The organism is Paraburkholderia solitsugae (assembly GCF_013177695.1).
Lineage (GTDB): Bacteria > Pseudomonadota > Gammaproteobacteria > Burkholderiales > Burkholderiaceae > Paraburkholderia > Paraburkholderia solitsugae.
Genome location: NZ_WOEY01000159.1, coordinates 48,803 through 72,260, shown reverse-complemented (window position 1 = coordinate 72,260; position 23,458 = coordinate 48,803). Strand labels below are relative to the sequence as shown.

Below are 23,458 nucleotides of genomic sequence, written 5' to 3'. Positions count from 1 at the left end.
AACGCCGCGACCTTCAGCTGATTGCGCCAACAGGGCGCATTAACGTTTCGAGGGACTGCAGATGAAGAGGAAACTCATACCGGTGGTACTGGCGGCCGTCTTGTCGGTGGGATTCGCGATGCATTCGCTGACGGCCTCGGCCACGCTCAATCCGGGCGATGTCGCGCCGCCGTTCACTGCGCAGGCTTCGCTGGGCGGCCAGACCTACACGTATTCGCTTGCCGACGAGCTGAAGAAAGGGCCGGTGGTGCTGTATTTCTATCCGGCGGCCTTCACGAAAGGCTGCACGATCGAAGCCCACGAGTTTGCCGAAGCGGTCGACGAATACAAGAAATATGGCGCGACGGTGATCGGCGTGTCGCACGACAACATCGACACCTTGACGAAGTTTTCGGTGAGCGAATGCCGCAGCAAATTCCCGGTGGCGGCCGATCCCGACGCGAAGACGATCGGCGCCTATGACGCCGGTATGCCGATGCATAGCTCGATGGCCAATCGCGTGTCATACGTGATCGCGCCGGACGGCAAGATTATCTATGAGTACACGAGCCTGTCGCCGGAGAAGCACGTCGAGAACACGCTGAAGGCGGTGAAGGATTGGGCGGCGACGCATAAGCAGCCGTAACGCTTCGCCACGCGCGGCCGCGCATTTTTTGCCATGGCTTTTTGCCATGAGCGGTGGGCTGCGCAGTGCCAGGCTGATTTTTTGTTTAGCGAGTTTGCGATGCCGATTGTTGTTGCGTTGATTGCGCTGATCGCGCTGGTGTATGGCGCAGTGCGGGCGTTTTATGCCTTGGAGTCGGCATTTGGGCTGGCGGTTGCGGTTGGGGTTGCTGTTCTTGTTGTTTTGCTTTTGATTGCTGCGGTTGTTTATTGGTGGCGGCGTCGGAAGGAGGTCGCTGCCAATATTCGCGACGGCGATTGGACTCATGAGATTAAAGGGACCTGGGGGTCGGTGCGGCTTGCTGCCGGTAAACGGCTATGTGAGATTCGCCTTGGCGGCGAGCAGGGGGATTATATTTTTGCCGATCTGCTTGGGGCTGAGGTGCAGGGCCATGATGCTCAATGGCAGGTCGCTTTGAAGGTCAAAGACGCTAAGCGTCAGGGGTGGGTTTTGCCCATGCTGGGCGAGCGGCAGGCTAAGCAATGGGTGCGGATTTTTTTGCTTGCTGTTGAGCAGAGGCTCTAGGTTTGGGTTTGGTTTTGCCTGCGCGGCGCTTTTTGTCTGTATGCCTGCGGCGTTGGGCTTTGCCTGGTTTTTTGCCTGCGTGGCGCTTTTTGGTTGTGCCCTTACGGTGTTGGCCTTTCCTTGAATTCTTATCGGTTTATTAGCGTCGCCCCTGTGCGGGGCGGGCACCTACTTTTCTTTGCCTGCCGCCAAAGAAAAGTAGGCAAAAGAAAGCGGCTCAAACCGCAAATTCTTAAGCGGGTCCCTCGCACAGTTTCGGTAGTGGTACATCTGGAATCTGTGTTCCCGCACATTCAGCGTTAGTGACACAGCAGTCATACTTCCGGCGGCGCTGCGCGCGCCGAAGCGCAGTTCTTAAACCGGTGCTGCGCGCGCCGAACGGTACTTCTTAAAACCGCCCGCTGCGGTTTTGCTCTCGCATTTTTGATCGGCACCACGGCCGCTTGCGGACCTCGCCTTCTAATTGCTTGGTTGCCTCGTCGAGGCGAAGCCGATGGCCCCCGCCGTGCGCGAACGAAGCCCCACGGTTTCCCATGCAGACCCGTCCGCGACGCACGCAGTGCGGAGTGGGAACTGATGAGCGCTTTGTCGCCAACGCCGAATGTGCGAGGGCACGGATTCCAGATGCACCACTACCGCGACTGCGCGGGGGACCCGCTTATGAGCTAGCGGTGTGAGCTGCTTTCTTTTGCCTACTTTTCTTTGCAGCAGGCAAAGAAAAGTAGGTGCCCGCCCCGCACAGGGGCGACGCTAATAGTCCAATATCAATTCAAGGAAAGGCCAACACCGTAGGCACACAGAAACAAGCGCCGTGAAGCCAAAAAAACCAGGCAAACCCCATCGCCGCAGGCAACCAGACAAAAAGCGCCGCGCAAGCAAAAAAATCAAGCAGCCGGCACACCCGCCCCGCGCCCCTTCCGTGACTCCCACCTCACCCGAATCCGATCCATATAGAGATACACCACCGGCGTGGTATACAGCGTGAGCATCTGACTAACAATCAACCCACCCACAATAGCAATCCCCAGCGGAGCCCGCAGCTCCGCCCCTTCCCCACGCCCGAAGGCCGGCGGCAACGCCCCAAGCAGGGCTGCAAAAGTCGTCATCATGATCGGCCGGAACCGCAGCAAACAAGCCTGATAAATGGCATCCCGCGACGACAACCCCTGCCGGGAGGCTTCAATCGCAAAGTCCACCATCATGATCGCGTTCTTCTTCACAATGCCGATCAGCAAAATCACCCCAATCAGCGCAATGATGCTGAACTCCGTCTTGAACAGCAGCAAAGCCAGCAACGCCCCCACGCCCGCGGAGGGCAGTGTCGACAAAATCGTCAGCGGGTGAATATAGCTCTCATACAACATCCCCAGCACGATATACACCGCCGCCAACGCGGCCAGAATCAAAATCGGCTGGTCGGACATCGACTGCTGGAACGCCTGTGCCGTCCCCTGGAAGCTCCCGTGGATCGTGCCCGGCATGCCGATCTGCGCCATCGTGTCGTAGATCGCCTGCGTCGCCGTCGATAAGGACACACCCGGCGGCAGATTGAACGAAATCGTCGAGGCCACGAACTGGCTCTGGTGATTCACCGACAACGGCGTATTGCCCGGCCCGAACTTCGCGATCGCCGACAACGGCACCATCGTCTCCTTCGACGTCGACACCGCCGAACCCGACGAAGCACTCGACTTGCCGCTCGCCGCGATCGAATTGATCGCCTGATTGCGCGCGGAATCGGAGGCGATGCTCGCCGCGCTCGACGCGGTCGTGCCCGCCGTGCCGCCCGTCGACGCACTCGTCGAGGTTGAACTCTCCGTCGCCACTTTCGACGTCACCGTGCCCGCCGGCGCATTGGTGGTCTGCGCGCCGCTTGCGCTGCCGCCCGATGTGCTGATGTAAATCTGGTTCAGCATGTCCGGGCTCTGCCAGTACTTCGGCGCCACTTCCATCACGACGTGGTACTGGTTCAGCGGGTTGTAAATCGTCGAGACCTGGCGCTGGCCGAAGGCGTCGTACAAGGTGTTGTCGATCTGCGCCGGCTGGATGCCGAGACGCGACGCGCTTGCGCGGTCGATCGTCACCATCGATTCGAGGCCGCCTTGCTGCTGGTCGGAATTCACGTCGGCGAGTTCGGGGCGGGCCTGCAGCGCCTCAGTAAGCTTCGGTCCCCACAGGTAAAGGTCCGGCGTCGAATCGGCCAGCAGCGTGAACTGGTACTGCGCGTTCGATTGCCGGCCGCCGACGCGAATGTCCTGCACCGCCTGCAGGAACGTCCGCACGCCGGCCACGTCGCCGAGCGGGGCGCGCAGTTGCTGGATCACCTCGTCGGCGGATAGCTTGCGCTCGCTCTTCGGTTTCAGCGAGACGAACATGAAGCCCGAATTGGTCTGCCGGCCGCCGGTGAAACCGGCCACGCTGTCCACCGCCGGATTCTTGCCGACGATTTCCATCATCTCCGCAAACTTGCCCTTCATCGCCTGGAACGAGGTGCTCTGATCGGCCTGGATGCCGCCGATCAACCGCCCGGTGTCCTGCTGCGGAAAGAAACCCTTCGGCACGATGATGTACAGCCAGATATTCAGTCCGATCGTCAGCAGCAGGATCGTCACGATCAGGCGCGGATGCAGCAGTGCCCAGCCGAGTGTGCGCTCGTAGCCGCGATGCATCCACGAGAAACCACTTTCCAGCCAGCGTCCAAAGCGTCCTTCTTCCTGCTTTTCGTGCGGCTCGCGCAAAAGGCGCGAACACATCATTGGCGTCAAAGTCAGCGAGACGATGAGCGACACGCCGATCGCAAGCGACAGCGTGAGCGCGAATTCGCGGAACAGCCGGCCGACTATGCCGCCCATCAGCAGAATCGGCAGGAACACGGCGACCAGCGAGATACTGATGGAGAGCACCGTGAAGCCGACCTCGCGCGCGCCGAGAAACGCGGCCTTCATGCGTGGCACGCCGTTTTCTATATGCCGTGAGATGTTTTCCAGCACCACGATCGCATCGTCGACCACGAAGCCGGTCGCGATCGTCAACGCCATCAGCGACAGGTTGTCGATCGAAAAGCCCAGCATATACATCGCGCCGAACGTGCCGATGATCGAGATCGGCACGGCCACGCTCGGAATCAGCGTGGCGCGCCAGTTGCGCAGGAACAGGAACACCACCATCACCACCAGCGCCACCGCGATCAGCAGCGTACGCTCGGTGTCTTTCAGCGACGCGCGGATCGTCGTGGAGCGGTCGGCGGCCGGCGCGATATCGACGTCGGCGGGCAGCGAGGCATGCAACTGCGGCAGCATCGCCATCACGCGGTCGATGGTGTCGATGATGTTCGCGCCCGGTTGCCGGTACAGAATCACCAGCACCGAACGCTTGCCGTTGAAGAGGCCGAGGTTGCGCAGGTCTTCGACCGAATCGACCACTTCGGACACATCGGAGAGCTTCACCGCCGCGCCGTTGCGATAGGCGATGACCAGATCCTTGTATTGCGACGCCTTGCTCGCCTGGTCGTTAGTGTAGATCTGCACGCGGTTCGCGCCGAACTCGATCGAGCCCTTCGGGCTGTTCGCATTGGCGGCGGCGAGCGCCGCGCGCACGTCTTCCAGACCGATGCCGTAGTGGAACAGCGCCTGCGGTTCCAGCTCGACGCGCACGGCGGGATTGGCCGAGCCGCTCACATCGACTTCGCCGACGCCATCCACCTGCGACAGCGACTGCTGCAGCACGGTGGCCGCCGAGTCGTACAACTGGCCGGCGGTCAGCGTCTTCGACGTCAGCGCCAGAATCAGGATCGGCGCGTCGGCGGGATTCACCTTGTGGTACGTCGGGTTGCTGCGCAGGCTCGCTGGCAGATCGGCGCGGGCGGCGTTGATGGCGGCCTGCACGTCGCGCGCGGCGCCGTCGATGTCGCGGTTCAGGCCGAACTGCATCGTGATGCGCGTCTGGCCGACCGAGCTCTGCGAGGTCATCTCGGTTACATCGGCGATCGAACCGAGATGCCGCTCGAGTGGACTCGCCACGCTGGTGGCGACCGTATCCGGGCTCGCGCCCGGCAGCGTGGCCTGCACCGAAATGGTCGGGAAATCGACCTGCGGCAGCGGCGCAACCGGCAGCTTGGTGAACGCAAAAATCCCGGCCATCGCGATGCCGATCGCCAACAGCGTGGTGGCGACTGGGCGGGAGATAAACGGACGCGACAGGTTCATCGCTCAGTTCCCTGCATCAATGACGGGCGGCGTGGGTTTACCGCGATTGAAGCGCTCACGCGCACGGCGGGCCAGCGAATCGAACGCCAGGTAAATCACCGGTGTGGTGAACAGCGTCAGCAACTGGCTCACGATCAAACCGCCGGCAATCGCGATACCGAGCGGGCGGCGCAACTCCGAACCGGCGCCGGTGCCGAGCATCAGCGGCAGGGCGCCGAGCAGGGCGGCGAGCGTGGTCATCAGGATCGGCCGGAAGCGCAGCAGACACGCCTGATAGATGGCTTCGCGAGGCGCCTTGCCTTCCTCGCGCTCGGCGTAGAGCGCGAAGTCGATCATCATGATGGCGTTCTTCTTCACGATGCCGATCAGCAGCACGATACCGATGATGCCGATGATGTCGAGATCATGCCCGGTGATCAGCAGCGCCAGCAAGGCGCCGACACCCGCCGACGGCAGCGTCGACAGAATCGTGATCGGGTGGATGAAGCTCTCGTACAGCACGCCAAGCACGATATACATCGTGACGATCGCCGCCAGAATCAGGAACAGTTCGTTCGACAGCGACGCCTGGAACGCCAGCGCCGCGCCTTGGAAGCGCGTCTGGAACGACGCCGGCAAGCCGATATCCTTCTCCGCCTGATTGATTGCTTTCACCGCCGCGCCAAGCGACGAGCCGGGCGCGAGGTTGAACGAGACGGTCGTGGCCGGGAACTGGCTCAAATGCGTGACCAGCAGCGGCGCGGGTTGTTCGATGAACTTCGCGATCGACGACAGCGGCACCTGGCCGCCCGACGACGTGGAGGAGGGCAGATAGATCGAGTTCAGCGAGTCGGTGTAGTGCTGCATTGACGGCTGCGCTTCCAGAATCACGCGGTACTGGTTCGACTGCGTGAAAATGGTCGAGATGATGCGCTGGCCGAATGCGTCATACAGCGCGCTATCCACGGTAGCCGGTGTGATGCCGTAGCGCGACGCGGTAGCGCGGTCGATTTCGATGTAGACCGACTGGCCGTTGTCCTGCAAGTCGGTGGCCACGTCCGCCAGTTCCGGCGACTGCTTCAACCGTTCGACCAGCTTCGGCACCCACGTGGTGAATTCGCTGATGTTCGGGTCGGTCAGCATGAACTGGTACTGCGTCGGGCTGACGGTGGAATCGATCGTCAGATCCTGCACCGGCTGCATGTACAGCGAGGCGCCCGGAATATGCGCGACGTCCTGCTGCAACTGGCGGATCACGTCGCTCGCGGTGTTGCTGCGATCGTCGCGCGGCTTCAGGTTGATCAGCATGCGGCCACTGTTCAGCGTGATGTTGCTGCCGTCCACGCCGATGAACGAGGTGAGGCTTTCCACGTCCGGGTTCTTCAGGATCTGCGCGGCGAGTTCCTGCTGACGCTCAGCCATCGACGCATACGACACCGACTGTGGCGCCTGCGTGATCGCCTGGATCACACCGGTGTCCTGCACCGGGAAGAAGCCCTTCGGAATGAAGACGTACAGCACACCGGTCAGTACCAGCGTCAGCACCGCGACGAACAGCGTCGAGCGTTGCCGGTCCAGCACCCAGGTGAGCGCGACCGCATAGCGGGCGATCACCCAGTCGATAAACTTGTGGGCCTTTGCCTCGAAACGATGGCTTTCAGGCGGCGGCGTGTGGCGCAGGAGTTTCGCGCACATCATCGGCACAAGGGTGAGCGAGACGATCGCCGAAATCACGATCGTCACCGCGAGCGTGATTGCGAATTCATGGAACAGGCGCCCGACCACGTCGCCCATGAAAAGCAGCGGAATCAGCACGGCGATCAGCGAAACCGTCAGCGAAATGATCGTGAAGCCGATCTGTTTCGAACCCTTTAACGCGGCTTCTAATGGCGACTCGCCTTCTTCAACGTAGCGCGCGATGTTCTCGATCATCACGATCGCATCGTCGACCACGAAGCCGGTCGCGATGGTCAACGCCATCAGCGACAGATTATCGAGCGAGAAGCCGCACAGATACATCACGGCAAGCGTGCCGATCAGCGACAGCGGCACCGACAGGCTCGGAATGATGGTGGCGTAGATGTTGGCGAGAAACAGGTACATCACCAGCACCACCAGCACGACTGACATCAGCAATTCGAACTGCACGTCGCGCACGGAAGCGCGGATCGTGGTGGTGCGGTCGGTGACGATCTGCACGTCGAGCGCCGCGGGCAGCGACTGTTGCAATTGCGGCAGCAGCGCCTTGATGCTGTCCACCACCTGGATCACGTTCGCGCCCGGCTGGCGCTGCACGTTCAGGACGATGGCCGGGGTGTTGTTCACCCATGCGCCGAGCTTGGTGTTCTCCGCGCCTTGCACGATGGTGGCGACGTCCGTCAGCATCACCGCGCGGCCGTTCTTGTAGGCGATCACCGCGCTTTTGTACGCGTCGGCGTCGGTCAACTGGTCGTTCGCGTTGATCGTGTAATTGCGCGTCGGGCCGTCGAAGTTACCCTTCGGCGTGTTGACGTTCAGGTTCGAAATCGTGGTGCGCAAGTCGTCCAGATTCAGACCGTATGCGGCGAGTGCGCGCGGGTTCGCCTGAATCCGCACGGCCGGGCGTTGACCGCCCGACAGGCTTACGAGACCCACGCCCGCCACCTGCGAAATCTTCTGCGCGAGACGCGTGTCGGCCAGATCCTGCACCTGCGTAAGCGGCATCGTCTTTGAGGTGATCGCGAGCGTGATGATCGGCGCGTCGGCGGGATTGACCTTCGCGTAGATCGGCGGCGCGGGCAGGTCGGACGGCAGCAGGTTGCCTGCGGCGTTGATCGCGGCCTGGACTTCCTGCTCGGCGATATCGAGCGGCAGATCGAGGCTGAACTGCAGCGTGATGATCGACGAACCGGCCGAGCTTTGCGATGACATCTGATTCAACGACGGCATCTGCCCGAACTGACGTTCGAGCGGCGCGGTGACCGAGGAGGTCATCACGTCCGGGCTCGCGCCCGGATAGAAGGTCTGCACCTGGATCGTCGGATAGTCGACCTCGGGCAGCGCGGAGAGCGGCAGAAAGCGCAGCGCGACGAGACCGACCAGCATGATCGCCGCCATCAGCAGCGCGGTGCCGACGGGGCGCAGAATGAAAGCGCGGGATGGATTCATGCGGTAGTTGCCGTGCCCTTATTGCGAGGCTTGCGCCGCGTGTTTGCCGTGATGCCCGTGTCCGCCGGATGCCCCCACCGCGCCGCTTGCACCACGCGCGCCTGAAGCGCCGCGCGGCTTGTCGGCCGGAATCGTGATCTTCGCGCCTTCCTTCAGCCGGTCCGAACCGTCGATCACGACGCGCTCGCCGGCTTGCACGCCGGATTTGATGCTGGTGCGTTCGCCATCGACCGGACCAGCCTTGACCGGGCGCACCGTCACCGTGTTGTCCGGTTTCACGACGTACACGAACTGGCCCATCGAGCCGTTCAGTACAGCCGTGGTCGGCACGATCACCGCATCCTTGATCGTATCGACCAGCAGGCGCGTATTCACGAACTGATTCGGGAACAGCAGGTTGTTCGGGTTCTGGAAGACCGCGCGCAGCTTGACCGTGCCGGTGGTGGTGTCGATCTGGTTATCTAGCGTTTCGAGCGTGCCGCCTTCGAGAGATGTCGTATTGCTGCGGTCGTATGCGGTGACCGAGAGCTTCGCACCGGTTTGAGTCTGCTGCAGGATCTGCTGCAGGTTGTCTTCAGAGGTCGTGAAGATCACGCTGATCGGCTGCAACTGCGTAATCACGACTATGCCGTTGGCCAGGCTCGGCGTCACATAGTTGCCCGGATCGACCTGGCGCAACCCGACGCGCCCCGACACCGGCGCGGTGATGCGCGCATAAACGAGGTCGAGCTTATAGGTATCGATGTTCGCCTGGTCGGACTTGACCGTGCCTTCGTATTGCTTGACGAGCGAGGCTTGCGTATCGACCTGCTGGCTGGCGATCGAGTCTTGTGCGAGCAACGTCTGGTAACGCTTCAGGTCGAGACGGGCGGTTTGCAGCAGCGCCTGGTCGCGCGCCAGGGTGCCTTGCGCGTTTTCCAGCGAAATCTGATAGGGGCGCGGGTCGATCTGGGCAAGCACATCGCCCTTCTTGACCATCTGGCCTTCCTTGAAAAACACGTCCTGCAGCGTGCCGCTCAACTGCGGCAGGACGGTGACATTGGCGAGCGGCGTGACCGTGCCGAGCGCAGTCAGCACGACCGGCATCTCACCCTGTGTGGCGGTCGCCACGTGGACAGGCTGCGCCATGTTGGCGAGCGCGCCGGCACCCCCGCGGCCCGCGCGGCCGCTGTTCGCGCCACTCGCGCCGGCCGCCGCGTTCGCGCCGCTGCTGGGCCCGCCCCACGGATGCCAGCGCCACAACACGACCCCAAGAATGACCAGCGCCGCCACGATCAGCGCGATGTTGCGGCCGCGATGGCGTTTGGCTGGATCCGGTGCGCTCCCGGGACCGCCGGCAGGCCCTCCGCCGGAGGACGGTTGCGAACCGCGTTGGGAAGCCGGAGCGGCAGGGCGTGAGGTTTCCGAATACTGTTGTTGTTCGTCCATCGGTTCGGTCAGGTGGCTGGCTTTGATGTGAGCCGCTCGTGCGATCGTGCCGCTTTGACAGTTCGGCGGACCGGCACGCAGGCGGCATGACAGGCGGTTTCGACAGCGGACGCGCCGCGAATGTTCAGCGCGGATGCTACCCGATGCGCGGGACAAAGATGTTAACCCAATGCGCCATCGTGACAAGTCGGCCGGGACGTTATCGAAGGGGGATAACGGCAAGCCGTGCGAGCGCACCGCGACAGGAAGGCATGATCCTACGTCGCGGGCTCCGTAACAGTCCACCCATGTATTTTTCTGTTGATTACGAAAGTTACAGGATGAGGTGAGGAGGGGGCGGAAATGCGGTGGACGCCGACCGCCGAGCGTCGGCGTGTTCAGTTATCTAGACGGCGCCCAGGTGTGCCGCCGATCTCGAGAACGATCTTACTGATGCATTCGAGCAGGGCCGGCGCCGCGCGCGATATCAGCCACTCGCGCGGGCACTGGTCCGCGGAGCCGCCGCAATTGACGGCATAGCGCTCGCCCGAGGGGCCAATGAACCCTGACGCGATGGCGTTCAGGCCGTTGTACCATTCGCCCGTCGCGATCGCGAAGCCCTGCTCCGCGGTTTCCCGTAACGCGCTTGTCAGACGGCTGCTGATGTGACCCCAGTCGTCGCCTTCGGCGGCCTGCAAGCCAATCAGCAACTTTTCCCGCTCCGGTTCGGCGAGTGCCGACAGATACGCGCGGCCGACGGCGGTGCGGCTGAGGTTCATGCGCGAGCCGATTTCGAGGCGCGACACCAGTACCGCCGAACGCGGCCGGATCGCGTCGATTACCACCATGTCGAGGCGGTCGCGTACGGCCAGATGCACGGACAATGCGGTGCGTTCGGCGAGTTCGATGAGGAAGGGCCGCGCCCGAGACCGGATGTCGAAGTTGCGCAGAAAGCCGTTGCTCAATTCCAGTACCGACGAAGTCAGCACGAATCGCTCGCTGTCAGGCAGGCGGAACAGGAAACCTGCGCCAACGAGCGTGGCGGTAATCCGCGAGACGGTGGGCTTCGGAATGCCGGTCAGCTCGGTCAACTCGCGGTTGCTGAGCGGCGCGTCGGCTGCGGCGATCGCGCGCAGCACCGTCAGACCGCGTGCCAGCGCGGTGACTTCGTCGCCCGAGCCGTCTTTCTCTTTGGCTGGGGCTATGACAGTACGGGAGGACATCGGTCGGTTCATGTCGTCTTTTTTGGAACTATATTTCAAATTTTTGTTCGTGCGGCTGCCAGCAACCGTTCCGCCAAGGGTGGGTGAAAGCCCCAAAATGGGGCATGAGATCCAATTTTCATCTGAAGATTCATTGTATCGGAATATTTTTCCGGAACGAATGAAGCCGCTTTAGATTTTGCTTGACTTAGTCAGCATAACCATAAAAAATGGAACCTCATTTCGAAAGACGGTTTCAGGTTCTGCATTTTGAAGTTTCGAACCAACCGTGGCCCGCGGAGTGTCTGGTCGAGTGTCTTTAATAGTCCCCCGTAACAGTCCACGCAGCGTCTATCCCGAGTCCCGCGTCCAACATGGCGCGCCGGTCTAACTTTCGAATACCGTCTCTCAGGTTCTAGCACGGCCCTCGGAATGGCTAGAACTTTTTAAGGCGTCACGGCAACGTGACGCCTTTTTTTTCGTCCTGTGGGCGCACAACAAAGTCTGCTCCAATCGAAAATCTGCGGTTCTGAGACAGTAGGTCATTTCAATCGCTATCGGATATGAACGCCACGACGCGTTTGCGGCGCTCATCGACGGACAGCGAGAAAACATCCGCTCGCGCGTAGTGGCCGACGACGTCGAAGTCGTAGCGTTATAGCCTCAACAACACATTTTGCTTCCCTGCCACATCTGTTGAAAGGCACTCGTGTGGTCGCGACAATTCCGAGGCACGCCGCGCTGGCGATTTCCAGACTGACCGGGCTGACGCTTCTCGAGTGCCCAGTAAAACTCCCCAGCTCCTGCTTACCTCAAATCGGCGAGAACTGCTTCTTCTAATGCCGAGAGCGCTACGAGACTATTAAGCATGAGATGGATTTCTGGGAGAGAAATCGTGGAACTTTTTCGCATGGTTTGCATGGTGCTGGCTAGTTTTTTTGGAGTACGCAAACGCGCTGCTCATGAGGCTGATTTGGCGAATGTCAACATGGTGCTGCTGCCGTTTGTCGCGGTCGCGCTCGCCTTGATGATTGGCTTGCTCATCTTTGGAGTCGTACATTTGATTGCCGACGTCACAAGTTCGACACAAGGATTCTGACTGCCAGCGCGTTCGTGCACGCAGACTGGATAAGGCAAAAGCGCCGCAAAGCGCCTCTCGACCCAACCGCGACTGTTGACGCTGAACGGGCGACACTAGCCGTGAATAGAGGGGTCGTCGAGGATTTCGGCGAGTTCGCGAATCGCGTTTTCGAAGCGATTGTCCCAAGGATGGCCGAAATTGAGCCGGATACAGTCCTGGAACCCGTGCGTCGCTGAGAAAATCGGCCCCGGAGCGATGCTAATACCGCGCGCACGCGCCAACGCGTGAAGTTCCATTGCTTTGACAGACTGCGGGAGCTGTAGCCACAGCAGGTAGCCACCAGTCGGACGCACCCACCTAACTGTACTCGGCAGCCACTTATGCAGTGCCGTCTCCATTTGCTCAAGCTGCGACTGAAGCGACGAACGCAGTGAGCGCAAGTGTTTGTCGTATCCTCCGTGCTGCAGATAGTCGGCAATGCCTGCTTGCGCGGGAATGCACGCAGAAAGTGTTGTCATCAGCTTCAACCGTCGGACTTTGTCAGCGAATCGGCCAGGCGCCGTCCACCCGATTCGATAGCCGGGCGCGAGTGTTTTTGAAAATGAACTGCAGTGCATGACAAGCCCCTGTGTATCGAACGCTTTGGCCGGCAGCGGACGGTCGCGGCTGAAATGAAGCTCCTGGTAGACGTCGTCTTCGATGAGTGGTACTTCGCGTCCACGCAGTAATTCGACCAGAGCGCGCTTCTTCTCCGCCGACAAGGAGGTGCCGGTCGGATTCTGGAAGTTCGGCATGAACCAGCACGCTCGAATGGGATGCTGGTCAAGCGCACTGTGTAGCGCTTCGAGGTCAAGACCGGACACCGGGTCGACAGGTATCTCTATTGCTCGAAGGTCGAGCCGCTCAATAGCTTGCAGGGCGGCGTAGAAACCCGGGGACTCCACTGCTACGAGGTCTCCAGGCCGGGTGACGGCCATCAAACATAGATTCAACGCTTCGAGGGCGCCGTTTGTCACGAGAATCTCGTTCGGCGACACGGACATGCCCGTTCCAACGTACCGAAGACTGATTTGCTCGCGGAGATGGTCGTTACCGGGCGGCAGGTCTTCCACCGTGTTCCATGGGGTGAGCGACCGCGTGCCGGACACCAGTGACTTCAGAAGCCGCGCAGTTGGAAAGAGCTGTGGCGACGGGAAGGCTGAACCCAACGGCACAATGTCCGCATGCCGGGTTGATTCGAGCACGGAGAACACCAGGTCGCTGATGTCTACCTTCCTTGGTTCCGTCGCGAGTCCTTCTGCCCGAACCGTCTCATTCACCGTGGCACCCTCAGTGACGAAATACCCGGCACGCTCCTCGGCGCGCACGAGACCCCACTGCTCAAGGAGCGAGTAGGCGCGAAATACCGTCGACTGGCTCACGCCGTACTGCGCGATCAGGTGGCGAAGCGACGGAAGCCTGGTTCCGGAAGGAAGAAAGCCTTCCCGGATTTGCGTTGCCAGATTCTTGGCAATTGTCTCGTAGCGATTCATTGATTACCCTTACCGTGTTCTTCGCTGACCGAACTCGCAGCGCGCGCTTTCTCGCGTGATTCCCGGCGTGTCTGCCGAGAAACTGTGTGGCAATACTACAGGTTCCGTTGATGAGCCAGCGACGACTGCGGTGGGGTCAGCTGCGATTGAGTGGGCGCTACCAACCGAACTTGCCTGCTACGCAAACATCAGCGGCATCTGCTTCTTTTCGCCGGAGGGCGAGGCGCCTATCGTAGCCACTGACGCCTTTCGGAGGGTTGCCTCCAGCATCCCTTGCCTTCAATTACGTCGCGTAGTACCGCGACGCGAGACGCTCCCTACTCATGTATCAGTACAACGAATTCGACAAAGCATTTGTCAAGAGCCGCGCGGCGCAGTTTCGGGACCAGCTGGAACGCTGGGAAAGCGGTCGGCTGAGTGAAGACGACTTTCGTCCGCTGCGCCTGCAGAACGGCTGGTATGTACAGCGCCACGCGCCAATGTTGCGCGTCGCAGTGCCATATGGCGAATTGTCGAGCGCCCAGCTCCGTGTCCTGGCCCGCATCGCGCGAGAGTTCGACGCACCGGCGCCTGAGGTCTATCTAAAGGCCGCCGACGCTCAAGGCAGGCTGGGTACGACCCATCTACCGACAAATTCAGCGCACTTCACCACACGAACCAACGTGCAGTTCAACTGGATTCCGTTGAACAAGGCCGCTGATGTGATGGATCTTCTAGCGTCCGTCGACATGCATGGCATTCAAACCAGCGGTAACTGCATCCGCAACATCTCTTGCGACGAGCGCGCAGGTGTCGCCCCTGACGAAATTGCCGACCCACGGCCTTTCGCCGAACTCATGCGGCAATGGACGACCCTGCACCCCGAGTTCGCATTCCTTCCGCGTAAATTCAAGATTGCGGTGACAGGCGCTGCAGAGGACCGCGCCGCAACTGACTGGCATGATGTCGGCCTCCGACTCTTGCGCAATGAACTGGGCGAACTGGGTTTTCGAGTAACGGTCGGCGGAGGCATGGGGCGCACGCCAATGGTCGGCGCCGTGCTTCGCGAGTTTTTGCCCTGGAACCAGATCATGAACTACATTGAAGCGGTCGTGCGCGTGTACAACCGCTACGGAAGGCGCGACAACAAGTACAAGGCTCGCATCAAGATTCTGGTTAAGGCCGAGGGGCAGCGCTACATCGACGATGTCGAGGACGAGTTTCGAGAAATCGTCGAGCACGATGGCGGTCCGCATACGATCCCGCCGGAGGAACTTGCCCGCGTGAGCGCCTCGTTCGTGCGGCCAGCGGTGACCCGTTGCGAGTCAAAGCACGCTGCGAGGAAGGATGCGCCAACTGACAATCCGATTTTCATGCGATGGATGCAGCGGAACGTGGCTCTCCATCAGGACCCAGCACTGCGTATCGTCACGCTGTCATTCAAGCGTCTTCGACAAGCACCCGGAGATGCAACAGCCGAGCAGTTGGATAGGCTTGCCGACCTGGCGGACCGCTTCTCAGCGGGCGAGGCACGCGTGACGCATACTCAAAATGTCGTCCTTCCATGGGTGTCTGCAGATAAGCTTTTTGCCTTGTGGGAGGGCGCTCGTCAGCTGGGTCTGGCCAGCACGAACGTTGGATTGTTGACAGATATCATCGCGTGTCCCGGAGGGGATTTTTGTGCGCTCGCCAATGCGCGTTCAATTCCAATCGCTCAGGCACTTGCTGAACGCTATCAGGACATTGACGAACTCGACGACATTGGTGATATAGATGTCCATATCAGCGGCTGCATCAACTCATGCGGTCATCACCATAGTGGGCACATTGGCGTGCTGGGCGTCGACAAGGATGGGGAGGAGTGGTACCAGATTACGCTGGGCGGGGCCGATGGGACCGCCGCGAGTGGCGCCGCGCAACCCGGAAAAGTCATCGGTCCATCGTTCTCTGCTGCTGAGGTACCCGATGTATTCGAGGCCATACTCAGAACGTACCGCGAGCTGCGCGAATACCGGGAACAAGGGAGATACGAACGTTTCATTGAAACATTGCGTCGGACTGGTCTTGACCCGTTCAAAGCCGCCGCGAACAATGCGCGAGTAAAACAAGAGGTGTCCGTGTGAGCAACGTCCCCCGACTGAAAGTCATCGCATGGCACGCTGTAGAGGGCGATGAACAGCCCAACGTCCTCAAGCTTGCCAATGATGCAGACCCCATGTCGCTCGTAGACGGCTTGGGCGGAATTGAGCGAATCGAATTGCATTTCCCGCACTTCACCGACGGCCGTGCATATAGCCAGGCCTATCTTCTTCGGCGCAGACTGGGCTTCACCGGAGATTTGCGAGCAACCGGTGACGTGCAGATTGACCAGATTCTGCAGATAGCGCGAACTGGCTTCTCAAGCGCCGTACTCAACGAAGGTCTCGACCCGGCGGACGCAACCTGTCATCTGGCGCGGTATTCCGGGTTCTATCAACGCGACTTGGCGGGAACGTAGATGCTTGGCTCGGTTAAGGCCGTTCGATGGCTCAGTTAAGCGCAACGTTCGCGTATGGCGCCGCCGACGTTCCGTTAAAACGGGACGTCGGCAAGCGTCAGGTCATCGAGTGATGACCGGCGCGCTTCTCTTTCGTGTTTTCAGAACCTCGTTCGCAGACCAATCATTACGCCGGTTTGGACTTCGCCCGTGACTTCAATCATTGCGCCTGGCTGCGCTGAACGGCTTACTGAAGGCTGGATAGGATTGTCACGGCAGCGAGTGCCGAATCTTTGCCAATCTGTCCTCCGGAACACTCAGCAAGTGCGACTTCGGCGCCTTCTCGCTGGCGCTCGCCTGCGTTGCCCCGCAGCTGGGTCGTGAGTTCAACGATCTGTGCGATACCGGTTGCTCCGACGGGATGGCCGCGGCTGAGCAAGCCGCCTCCAGGATTGACGGGCAGCCGACCGCCGATTGATGTGACGCCCTCGCGCAGGAGTTTCACGCCTTGATCGGGTAGCGCAAATCCCAAACGTTCATAGAGCATGATCTCGGCTGGCGCCGAAGCGTCGTGGACTTCAGCAACGTGAATATCCTCGGGACCGAAACCTGAGTATTCGTACGCCCGCCCGGCTGCGCGTTCGGCACACGTCGGGCCGTCGCCGTCATTGTTTGCCGAGACCAGTGTCGATGCACGCACATAGACGCGGCGCGATTGCAGACTTCGGGCAACGTCTTCGCTGACCAGAATGGCGGCAGCCGCTCCGTCTGCAATGGGAGAACACATGTTGAGGGTGAGCGGGGCGCTGATCATGCGGCTCGAGAGAACTTCTTCGATGGTAACGGGCTGACGGAACTGGGCCCACGGACTCAGCGAGGCGGCTTGCCGGCTTTTCATGCAAAGGAGCGCGAAGTCTTTGGCCGTCGCGCCGCTACTCCCCATATAGCGTCGGGCGCGCTCCGCATAGATGTCCATGAACACCGAATGACCTTGAGGCGCTTCTTGCTGGAGACGCGCACGCTCTTCAACATCGACGCCGGCGGCGAATGCGCCGAACGTCACGGATTTATCAATGTGGGTGAGCTTTTCGGCGCCGATCGCAAGCGCTACGTCGACTTGCCCCGAGGCGACGGATAGCCATGCGAGATGGAAGGCCGTTGAGCCCGACGCGCACGCGTTGTCGACGTTGATGATTGGGGAACCCATCAGCGAGGTATTTCTGAGTGCAACCTGTCCTCGAATCGTCTCCTGACCGGTTACAAGGCCAGAGAGCGCGTTTGCGAAGTAGGTCACACCGATTTGTTTGTAATCAACGCCGGCGTCCGCTACGGCGGCGGATAGAGCCTCCTCGGCGAGTGAGCGCACATTCCGGTCAAGGAATTTTCCAAACGCTGTCTGACCAATTCCAGCGACAACGACCTGTCTCATGCCATCTCCTTCGTTAGATTAGAACAATCGACCGGCTACGGATGCACCGTGAAATGGCACGGCGACATGCGTGCGGGTCACAAGTGCGGGGCACATGCGCCGGTCACAACCCGTCCTGATTTGAGCGGGTTTGAGAAGCGAAGGCTTCGAGTCCCGCGCGCTGAGCGCCGGACTGGTTTCGTATTCGCGTGTTGACATCAACGCCGTACTCGAACGCGGGTCTCCAGTCGGCGATCTGGGCAGGTATCACATCAAGCGCTCGCTTCGTCTCAGAGAGTGCTGCCGCGTCGTATTGCGCAATCTGCTGCGCGAGCTTCTCAATCTCCGCCTGCAGTTGCGCTCGCGGCACCGAGCGATTGACCATGCCCCACTGTTCGGCTGTGCTGCCGTTGATTCTTTTCCCGGTTAGCACCAGCCACGCGGCACGCTTTCGGGACAGTTGAATCTGGGTGGCCGGGCCAGCAAGTTGCGGATACGCGGAAAACCCCAGTTCAGGCAGACCAATTTCAGCTTCGTCAGCAGCAAACGCGAGGTCGCACACGTTGATAAGCGTCGCCCCGCCGCCAAGCGCGACGCCGTTGACGGCAGCGATAAATATCGCGGGGTGGCTTCTTATTGCGAGGTTGACTTCCATCCAATCGGATGATGCGTCATCGGATCTACCATTCTGAAGATCGTCAAAAGCTTCCTTCAGGTCAACACCGGAGCAAAAGCTGTCGGACGTCCCAGTCAGAATGACAACCTTAAGGCGCCCGCGAACCACTTCAAACGCATTCAGCAAGTCGCGCCTCGCGGCCCGGTTCATGGCATTTTTCTTTGCCGGCCGGTTCATCCGGATGACCGCATAGTCCTGCCTCTCATCGGTAATGACCAACGGATCCATGCTATCGCCCAACGAAAATGGGTTTGCGCTTTTCCTGAAACGCCTTGCGTCCTTCCAGGCGGTCTTCTGTATCTCGAAGCAGGCCGAGCGCGAACTGCTCGCTCTGGATAGCCGTCAGAAGCGGTAGATCCAGTCCGTCACGCACCAGTCGTTTTACGGCACGTACAGCAAGCGGTGCATTGCTTGCAATACGCTGGGCAATCCGGATTGCTTCATCTTTTAGCTGATCAAAAGGCACAACGCGGCTAACGAGACCGATTCGTAAGGCAGTGTCCGCATCGATCCGGTCGCCCGTCAGCATCATCAGCATGGCGTCGGACAGGCCAACCATTCGCGGAAGGCGCTGTGTTCCGCCAGCTGCAGGGATGCTGCCAACGCACACCTCAGACTGACCGAACTGGGCGTTGCTCGATGCAATCCGGATGTCGCATGCCAACGCAAGCTCCATCCCGCCGGCCAGTGCGAAACCATTGACTGCACAGATCATGGGTTTGTCGATTTCAAGACCCGCGAAAGGGTAGAGCCAACGCGGCCGTCCGAACGTGAGCTCCGCGAAACTCTCTTTAGGCGGATTAGTTTTCTTGAGGTCGGAGCCCGTGCAGAATGCCTTGTCGCCGGCTCCCGTCAGAATAATGACGCGGACCCTATCGTCGTTATTCGCACGCTGAAAGATCTCGTTCAAGTCCGCGAGAGACTCCGGATCGAGTGAATTCATCGCCTCAGTTCTGTTTAGGGTAATGGTTGCGACGTGATCCGTTACATCGTAGAGAAGTCCCATCAATGCACCTCGTATGCCGGGTTCGTGGCGCCTTCTATCGCATCGAGAACGTCTCGAACGCTAAAGCCCCTGAGATTGGTTGCTGCCTCGTAAAGCGATACGGCGTCGATCGGGCTATCCACCCATGCCAGGCAGTCCGTGATTTTTTCGATCAACTCCTGATCGGATAAGGGATTGGAGGGCGCACCTCGAAGCGAGGCGACGTGTCTTGACAGCAGCCGGCCGTCCTTGGTCCGTACTGCGACGGATGCCCAACGCGGCGTCATGTCGCCGGCGACTTCACTTGCGCTGACCCTTTCAATGAAGCTCTGAAGTCGAGGCCTGCGCACGGCCGCATCGGTGAAGCTCGATAAGCCAATCACACCATCCTCGATCGCTGCCGCGACGGCGTATCCCATACTGAATTTGGCTTCTACACCGTTTGCAGGCACCCCGCGAATCAGAGGCGACAGCGCGCCGTAGCTCGTCTCTATTTCGACGGACTCGATATCGTCCAGTTTTAGACCGAACTCTTTTTTCAGCTCAAACACACCGTCCAAAGCTCGATGCACGGCATAACAGGCCGGGTACTTTTTTATTTCTACACCGCTGCGCTCGATCTCGAGGGGGAGCTCACCCAACTTGAGCAACTGGGCCGAAATATCTTCTGAACTGGAGTACAGCGACGTGTAGCCGGCAGGACCGTCAATGGCGGTTGGGGAGGCGGAGAAGCCCCGTTCGGCGAGCAACACCGCCCGCAGCGCCGCCGCACCGCATTGGCCGGCCTGAAAGGACTTCGCATCAAAGCCAAAATTCGCGCGGGTACCGGCGGTCTGGGCAACGGACAGGCCAATTGCCGACACGGTGGCGGTGACGTCGAGACCCAGTAGATGAGCGCATGCAGCAGCGGCCGCTATCGTTCCTACGGAGGAGGTCATATGCCAGCCCCTATCGTAGTGTGTCATGGCTAACGCCTTTCCCAGTTTGCAGGCGACTTCCAGACCAACGACATAGCCGCTCGCCAGTCGGCCAGCGCTAATATCGCGGACTTCCCCCACCGCCATCAGCGCTGGGAGCAACGCTACGCTTGGATGACCGCTCATGGGCGAAGACGCGTCATCAAAATCGAGGACGTGCGCCGCCGTTCCGTTCAGGAGTGCGGCGCCCTCGACCGTTGTCGCCTCGCGCCGACCCCAGATTCGCGCGAATCCTGGCCGCCAGGCGGATGTCTGGTGTCGAAGACCCGGGGTGAGTCCCATCACGTAGTCGCGCATGCGATGGACAGCGGGTTCATCGGAGGCGGCAAGACAGACCGCGAACGTGTCGGCAACTGCGCGCCCGCACGTCCTTAAATGGCCATCGTCCAACCAGGCCGGATCGAATGTGCTCGCGAATGAAGCAATGGTTTCACTTGCTGAGGGTAGCCGGCTCGTCACGTCAATACTCCGTTTGAACGCAACACTTCAATCTCGGCGGCGCTAAGGCCGAAGACATCGCCGCACACGTCATCGGTATGTTGCCCAAGGAGCGGTGCTGCGTAACGCGGTGTGGCGGGATGATCGCTGATACGGAATGGTGGAGCGTTGTACACGGTCTCACCCATTTCAGGGTGTTGGAGCTTGACCCAATGACCTCTGTGTTGCAATTGCGGGTCGTGATCGACGATGTCAGCTGCCGTTCTGACGACACCTGCAGCGACGCCATTAGCCTGCAAAGCAGCCATCAGATCTTCGGCATCCCAGTCCTTTGTCGCTCGCGCCAACCCGGTTTCGAGTTCGGCGCGATTCGCCCACCGTCCGGCGCTAGTTGCGAATTCCGGTGCGCGCAGCCATGACGGTTCGCCCAGAACCGCGACCAAACTGTTCCACGCCAGGTCTTCCCACGCTGAAATAGCAATCCATTTGTCGACGCCGCGGCAGGGAAACACGCCATGAGGTGCGCGTGGCATCCGTTGGTTGCCGCTGCGCTCAAAGGCCTCCTGATTCGCGCTGTACTTCATGATGTCCGGCCCGAGGAGGGCGAGGGTGGGCTCCGTTTGCGCAACGTCGATGTACTGCCCCTGTCCCGTCAGGCGCCGATGCCGCAGTGCGGCCAGCACGGCGAAGGCCGCGTGGCACGGGTTCGGTATATGGTCCGGGAAGTTCGTCCCGGTACCTGCCGGTTCCCGATCGGGAAGGCCGCACATAAACTGGAGGCCCGTCAGTGCGCCAATCGTCAATCCGTAGCCCAGGTACTTATATTCCGGTCCCGAAGCCCCTTGCATCGACATAGCCAGGTAGATGACGTCCTTTCGAATACGCTTGACGTCGTCGTATCCGAGACCGAATTTTTCCATCGTACCGGGCGTGAAGTTATTGGCGACAATGTCACTCGTTGCAATGAGCTGGCGCGCAAGATCCTGACCCTCGGCAGTCTTGAGGTTCAATGTGATGCTTCTCTTGCTGCTGTTGCGGTCAGCAAAATATCCGCTCCGGTTCAGGCCGGGAATCCCGTCCTTATAGGGGCGACTGCTGCGTAACGAATCGAGGCGCTCGGCGCTTTCAATCTTGATCACGTCTGCACCGTGATCGGCTAGCAGTTTCGTGGTAAACGATCCTGCCCCGATCCACGTAAAATCAGCGACGCGGATGCCTTCTAGTGGAAGTCGGTTCAATTCAGCACTCCTGCTTGCAAAAGCGCCGCTCGGGCGGCTTTGTCGTAGCCAAGTTCGGCGATGACTGCATCGGTGTGTTCGCCTAGCCGAGGTGGGGGAGAAGGACTGCGCCATGGCGTAGCCGTCAGCTTGTACGGCGCACCCGGCATGGTGAGAATCTGCTGTGAGGCCGGATGCTGGATGGTTGTGAAGAAGCCCCGATGCTCCAACTGGCGATTTTCGAGAATGTCCTTTGGTGTGCTGATGGGGCATATCGGTATGCGACGAGCCTGCCCGGCCTGATAAAGCCAGGCCTTCGTGCGCGTCCGGGCGAAGGGCAGGAACAGCTCCGCGAAGATCATCTTGGCTTCGTCCGTGACAAGATAATCGTGGTTGGACCACTTTTCATCGAGTAGTTGCGCCGCGGCCGGTACGCCTTCGTCCACAAGCCACTGCACCGTTGATTCCCAGAACCGTGTGGAAGCGATGCCGCCCGCCATCAGGTAGATCTGCCCGTCTTCACATTGGAATACGCCGGTACCGGCCATGCGCTGCTGTCCCGATTCCCTCTTGCGTACGATGCCCTCGAGGTCGTAGAACTGGATTGCCGTTTCCAGGCCCATGACGACGCATTCCTGGATCGACACATCGATGTGTTTTCCTGGCCGTTCGCCTGAAGCTGCATCGATGGAAAGCAGTGCCATCATCGAGGCGACAGATGCGAACTGGGCGGCGGCGAGATAGGCCAGATTGCCGTGTGCCGCGATGGGAGGACTGTCGGGATATCCGCCCAGATAGAGAAGACCGCCTAACGCGAGGGCGACGATGTCTTCAGATTCGTAATGCGCGTAGGGACCGTCCTGGCCAAATGGCGTGATACTTGTCATGACCAATCGCGGAGCAATGGATGCCAGACTTTCATAGTCCAACCCTCGCGCCGCCATGGTGCCCGGCTTTTCCGACTCAATCAGAAGATCGGCGCGTTTTACGAGTTCCCTGAATATCTGCTGTCCCTCCGGGTGGTCCAGGTCGAGGCAGACACTCCGCTTGCCGGCGTTGAAATAGGCGAAGGGAAGGCTGTATTCGATATGAACCTTGTCGTCGAGGAAGGGACCCTCGCGCCGAACACTGGAGCCGCGGATGGGCTCAATCAGAATGACGTCGGCCCCAAGATCGGAAAACTGCTTTCCGCAATATTGCCCTGCGAGACCGGACATATCGATGACCTGGACCCCCTGCAACGCGCCAGGCTGAGGAGTGGTGCTTCGGGCCTTGTTGAGCAATGAATCTAATGTGCTGTTCATGGACATGCCTTTTTGCGTGGAACTCCAGTCAATGCGTTTCGATGTCGCTTGACGGGAGTCGCTGACGAACCCGGCTAAAAGCGAACGCGACGAAACATGAGACGGAAGGTAGGCCTGAGCGGAAGTTGCGGCAAGAACGAAAGTCTTCTTTCTGGTATGCGCGTTCCACATGGGTGCCGGAGCGCGTGCCTTCGATCATTCGCCGCATAACAGATAGAACTGATCCGTTCTTGCTGGTCCCAGCGCGACGAACGTA

The 23,458-nt window shown here is 60.2% G+C and carries 16 protein-coding genes and 1 pseudogene; 5 read left to right on the top strand and 12 right to left on the bottom strand.

Going from position 1 to position 23,458, the window contains the following annotated elements; translation table 11 throughout:
• Positions 1–61: 61 nt before the first annotated feature.
• Positions 62–625 (top strand): peroxiredoxin, encoded by a 564-nt coding sequence (locus GNZ12_RS39540; protein ID WP_172317857.1) that lies wholly within the window; start codon positions 62–64, stop codon positions 623–625.
• Positions 626–724: 99 nt separating this feature from the next.
• On the top strand, positions 725–1,189 hold the full coding sequence (locus GNZ12_RS39535) for a hypothetical protein (RefSeq protein ID WP_172317855.1): 465 nt from the start codon (positions 725–727) through the stop codon (positions 1,187–1,189).
• 884 nt (positions 1,190–2,073) lie between these two features.
• Here GNZ12_RS39535 and GNZ12_RS39530 read toward each other — a convergent pair.
• The 5 genes and pseudogenes from GNZ12_RS39530 to GNZ12_RS45715 form a co-directional block, all read right to left on the bottom strand.
• On the bottom strand, positions 2,074–5,394 hold the full coding sequence (locus GNZ12_RS39530) for an efflux RND transporter permease subunit (protein WP_172317853.1): 3,321 nt from the start codon (positions 5,392–5,394) through the stop codon (positions 2,074–2,076).
• Between the two features lie 3 nt (positions 5,395–5,397).
• The gene (locus tag GNZ12_RS39525) at positions 5,398–8,520 is read right to left on the bottom strand and encodes an MdtB/MuxB family multidrug efflux RND transporter permease subunit (protein ID WP_172317851.1); all 3,123 of its coding nucleotides are present in this window, start codon (positions 8,518–8,520) and stop codon (positions 5,398–5,400) included.
• 18 nt (positions 8,521–8,538) lie between these two features.
• Complete coding sequence (locus GNZ12_RS39520) at positions 8,539–9,948, bottom strand: MdtA/MuxA family multidrug efflux RND transporter periplasmic adaptor subunit (RefSeq protein ID WP_172317849.1); 1,410 nt, start codon at positions 9,946–9,948, stop codon at positions 8,539–8,541.
• A gap of 377 nt (positions 9,949–10,325) precedes the next feature.
• Positions 10,326–11,150, bottom strand: a complete 825-nt coding sequence (locus GNZ12_RS39515; RefSeq protein ID WP_407947766.1) for an IclR family transcriptional regulator — start codon at positions 11,148–11,150, stop codon at positions 10,326–10,328.
• 526 nt (positions 11,151–11,676) lie between these two features.
• A pseudogene (locus tag GNZ12_RS45715) lies at positions 11,677–11,784 on the bottom strand (carbon-nitrogen hydrolase family protein); the annotation flags it as partial.
• A 240-nt stretch (positions 11,785–12,024) separates the two neighbouring features.
• Here GNZ12_RS45715 and GNZ12_RS39510 point away from each other — a divergent pair.
• Positions 12,025–12,228, top strand: a complete 204-nt coding sequence (locus GNZ12_RS39510) for a DUF2970 domain-containing protein (RefSeq protein ID WP_172317846.1) — start codon at positions 12,025–12,027, stop codon at positions 12,226–12,228.
• Positions 12,229–12,323: 95 nt separating this feature from the next.
• Here the strand turns inward: GNZ12_RS39510 and GNZ12_RS39505 are convergent, their stop codons facing one another.
• Positions 12,324–13,742, bottom strand: a complete 1,419-nt coding sequence (locus tag GNZ12_RS39505; protein WP_172317845.1) for an aminotransferase-like domain-containing protein — start codon at positions 13,740–13,742, stop codon at positions 12,324–12,326.
• A 323-nt stretch (positions 13,743–14,065) separates the two neighbouring features.
• Here GNZ12_RS39505 and GNZ12_RS39500 point away from each other — a divergent pair, with 323 nt between their 5' ends.
• Positions 14,066–15,844 carry a nitrite/sulfite reductase gene (locus GNZ12_RS39500; protein WP_172317844.1) on the top strand — a complete coding sequence of 593 codons (1,779 nt, stop codon included), beginning with the start codon at positions 14,066–14,068 and terminating at the stop codon, positions 15,842–15,844.
• Positions 15,841–16,218 carry a DUF934 domain-containing protein gene (locus GNZ12_RS39495; RefSeq protein WP_172317843.1) on the top strand — a complete coding sequence of 126 codons (378 nt, stop codon included), beginning with the start codon at positions 15,841–15,843 and terminating at the stop codon, positions 16,216–16,218. The genes GNZ12_RS39500 and GNZ12_RS39495 overlap by 4 nt, the downstream gene beginning before the upstream one ends.
• 226 nt (positions 16,219–16,444) lie before the next feature.
• Here GNZ12_RS39495 and GNZ12_RS39490 read toward each other — a convergent pair whose 3' ends face one another.
• The 6 genes from GNZ12_RS39490 to GNZ12_RS39465 all read right to left on the bottom strand — a co-directional run bounded on the left by GNZ12_RS39490 (position 16,445) and on the right by GNZ12_RS39465 (position 23,202).
• Positions 16,445–17,626 (bottom strand): thiolase family protein, encoded by a 1,182-nt coding sequence (locus tag GNZ12_RS39490; RefSeq protein ID WP_172317842.1) that lies wholly within the window; start codon positions 17,624–17,626, stop codon positions 16,445–16,447.
• A 103-nt stretch (positions 17,627–17,729) separates the two neighbouring features.
• A complete protein-coding gene (locus GNZ12_RS39485) occupies positions 17,730–18,509 on the bottom strand; it encodes an enoyl-CoA hydratase/isomerase family protein (protein ID WP_172317841.1) in 780 nt (259 codons plus the stop codon).
• 1 nt (position 18,510) lies between these two features.
• The gene (locus tag GNZ12_RS39480; protein ID WP_172317840.1) at positions 18,511–19,287 is read right to left on the bottom strand and encodes an enoyl-CoA hydratase/isomerase family protein; all 777 of its coding nucleotides are present in this window, start codon (positions 19,285–19,287) and stop codon (positions 18,511–18,513) included.
• Entirely contained in the window at positions 19,287–20,702 is a 1,416-nt protein-coding gene (locus tag GNZ12_RS45430) for an MmgE/PrpD family protein (RefSeq protein WP_172317839.1), read from the bottom strand. Before GNZ12_RS45430 ends, GNZ12_RS39480 begins: the two co-directional genes overlap by 1 nt.
• The gene (locus tag GNZ12_RS39470; protein WP_172317932.1) at positions 20,699–21,919 is read right to left on the bottom strand and encodes a CaiB/BaiF CoA transferase family protein; all 1,221 of its coding nucleotides are present in this window, start codon (positions 21,917–21,919) and stop codon (positions 20,699–20,701) included. The genes GNZ12_RS45430 and GNZ12_RS39470 overlap by 4 nt, the downstream gene beginning before the upstream one ends.
• Positions 21,916–23,202 (bottom strand): CaiB/BaiF CoA transferase family protein, encoded by a 1,287-nt coding sequence (locus GNZ12_RS39465; RefSeq protein ID WP_172317838.1) that lies wholly within the window; start codon positions 23,200–23,202, stop codon positions 21,916–21,918. The genes GNZ12_RS39470 and GNZ12_RS39465 overlap by 4 nt, the downstream gene beginning before the upstream one ends.
• Between the last annotated feature and the right edge of the window lie 256 nt (positions 23,203–23,458).

Coding starts and splice junctions, on each gene's coding strand:
- GNZ12_RS39540 (WP_172317857.1), top strand. CDS start 62: ATGAAGAGGAAACTCATACCGGTGGTACTGGCGGCCGTCTTGTCGGTG.
- GNZ12_RS39535 (WP_172317855.1), top strand. CDS start 725: ATGCCGATTGTTGTTGCGTTGATTGCGCTGATCGCGCTGGTGTATGGC.
- GNZ12_RS39530 (WP_172317853.1), bottom strand. CDS start 5,394: ATGAACCTGTCGCGTCCGTTTATCTCCCGCCCAGTCGCCACCACGCTG.
- GNZ12_RS39525 (WP_172317851.1), bottom strand. CDS start 8,520: ATGAATCCATCCCGCGCTTTCATTCTGCGCCCCGTCGGCACCGCGCTG.
- GNZ12_RS39520 (WP_172317849.1), bottom strand. CDS start 9,948: ATGGACGAACAACAACAGTATTCGGAAACCTCACGCCCTGCCGCTCCG.
- GNZ12_RS39515 (WP_407947766.1), bottom strand. CDS start 11,150: ATGTCCTCCCGTACTGTCATAGCCCCAGCCAAAGAGAAAGACGGCTCG.
- GNZ12_RS39505 (WP_172317845.1), bottom strand. CDS start 13,742: ATGAATCGCTACGAGACAATTGCCAAGAATCTGGCAACGCAAATCCGG.
- GNZ12_RS39500 (WP_172317844.1), top strand. CDS start 14,066: ATGTATCAGTACAACGAATTCGACAAAGCATTTGTCAAGAGCCGCGCG.
- GNZ12_RS39490 (WP_172317842.1), bottom strand. CDS start 17,626: ATGAGACAGGTCGTTGTCGCTGGAATTGGTCAGACAGCGTTTGGAAAA.
- GNZ12_RS39485 (WP_172317841.1), bottom strand. CDS start 18,509: ATGGATCCGTTGGTCATTACCGATGAGAGGCAGGACTATGCGGTCATC.
- GNZ12_RS39480 (WP_172317840.1), bottom strand. CDS start 19,287: ATGGGACTTCTCTACGATGTAACGGATCACGTCGCAACCATTACCCTA.
- GNZ12_RS39465 (WP_172317838.1), bottom strand. CDS start 23,202: ATGAACAGCACATTAGATTCATTGCTCAACAAGGCCCGAAGCACCACT.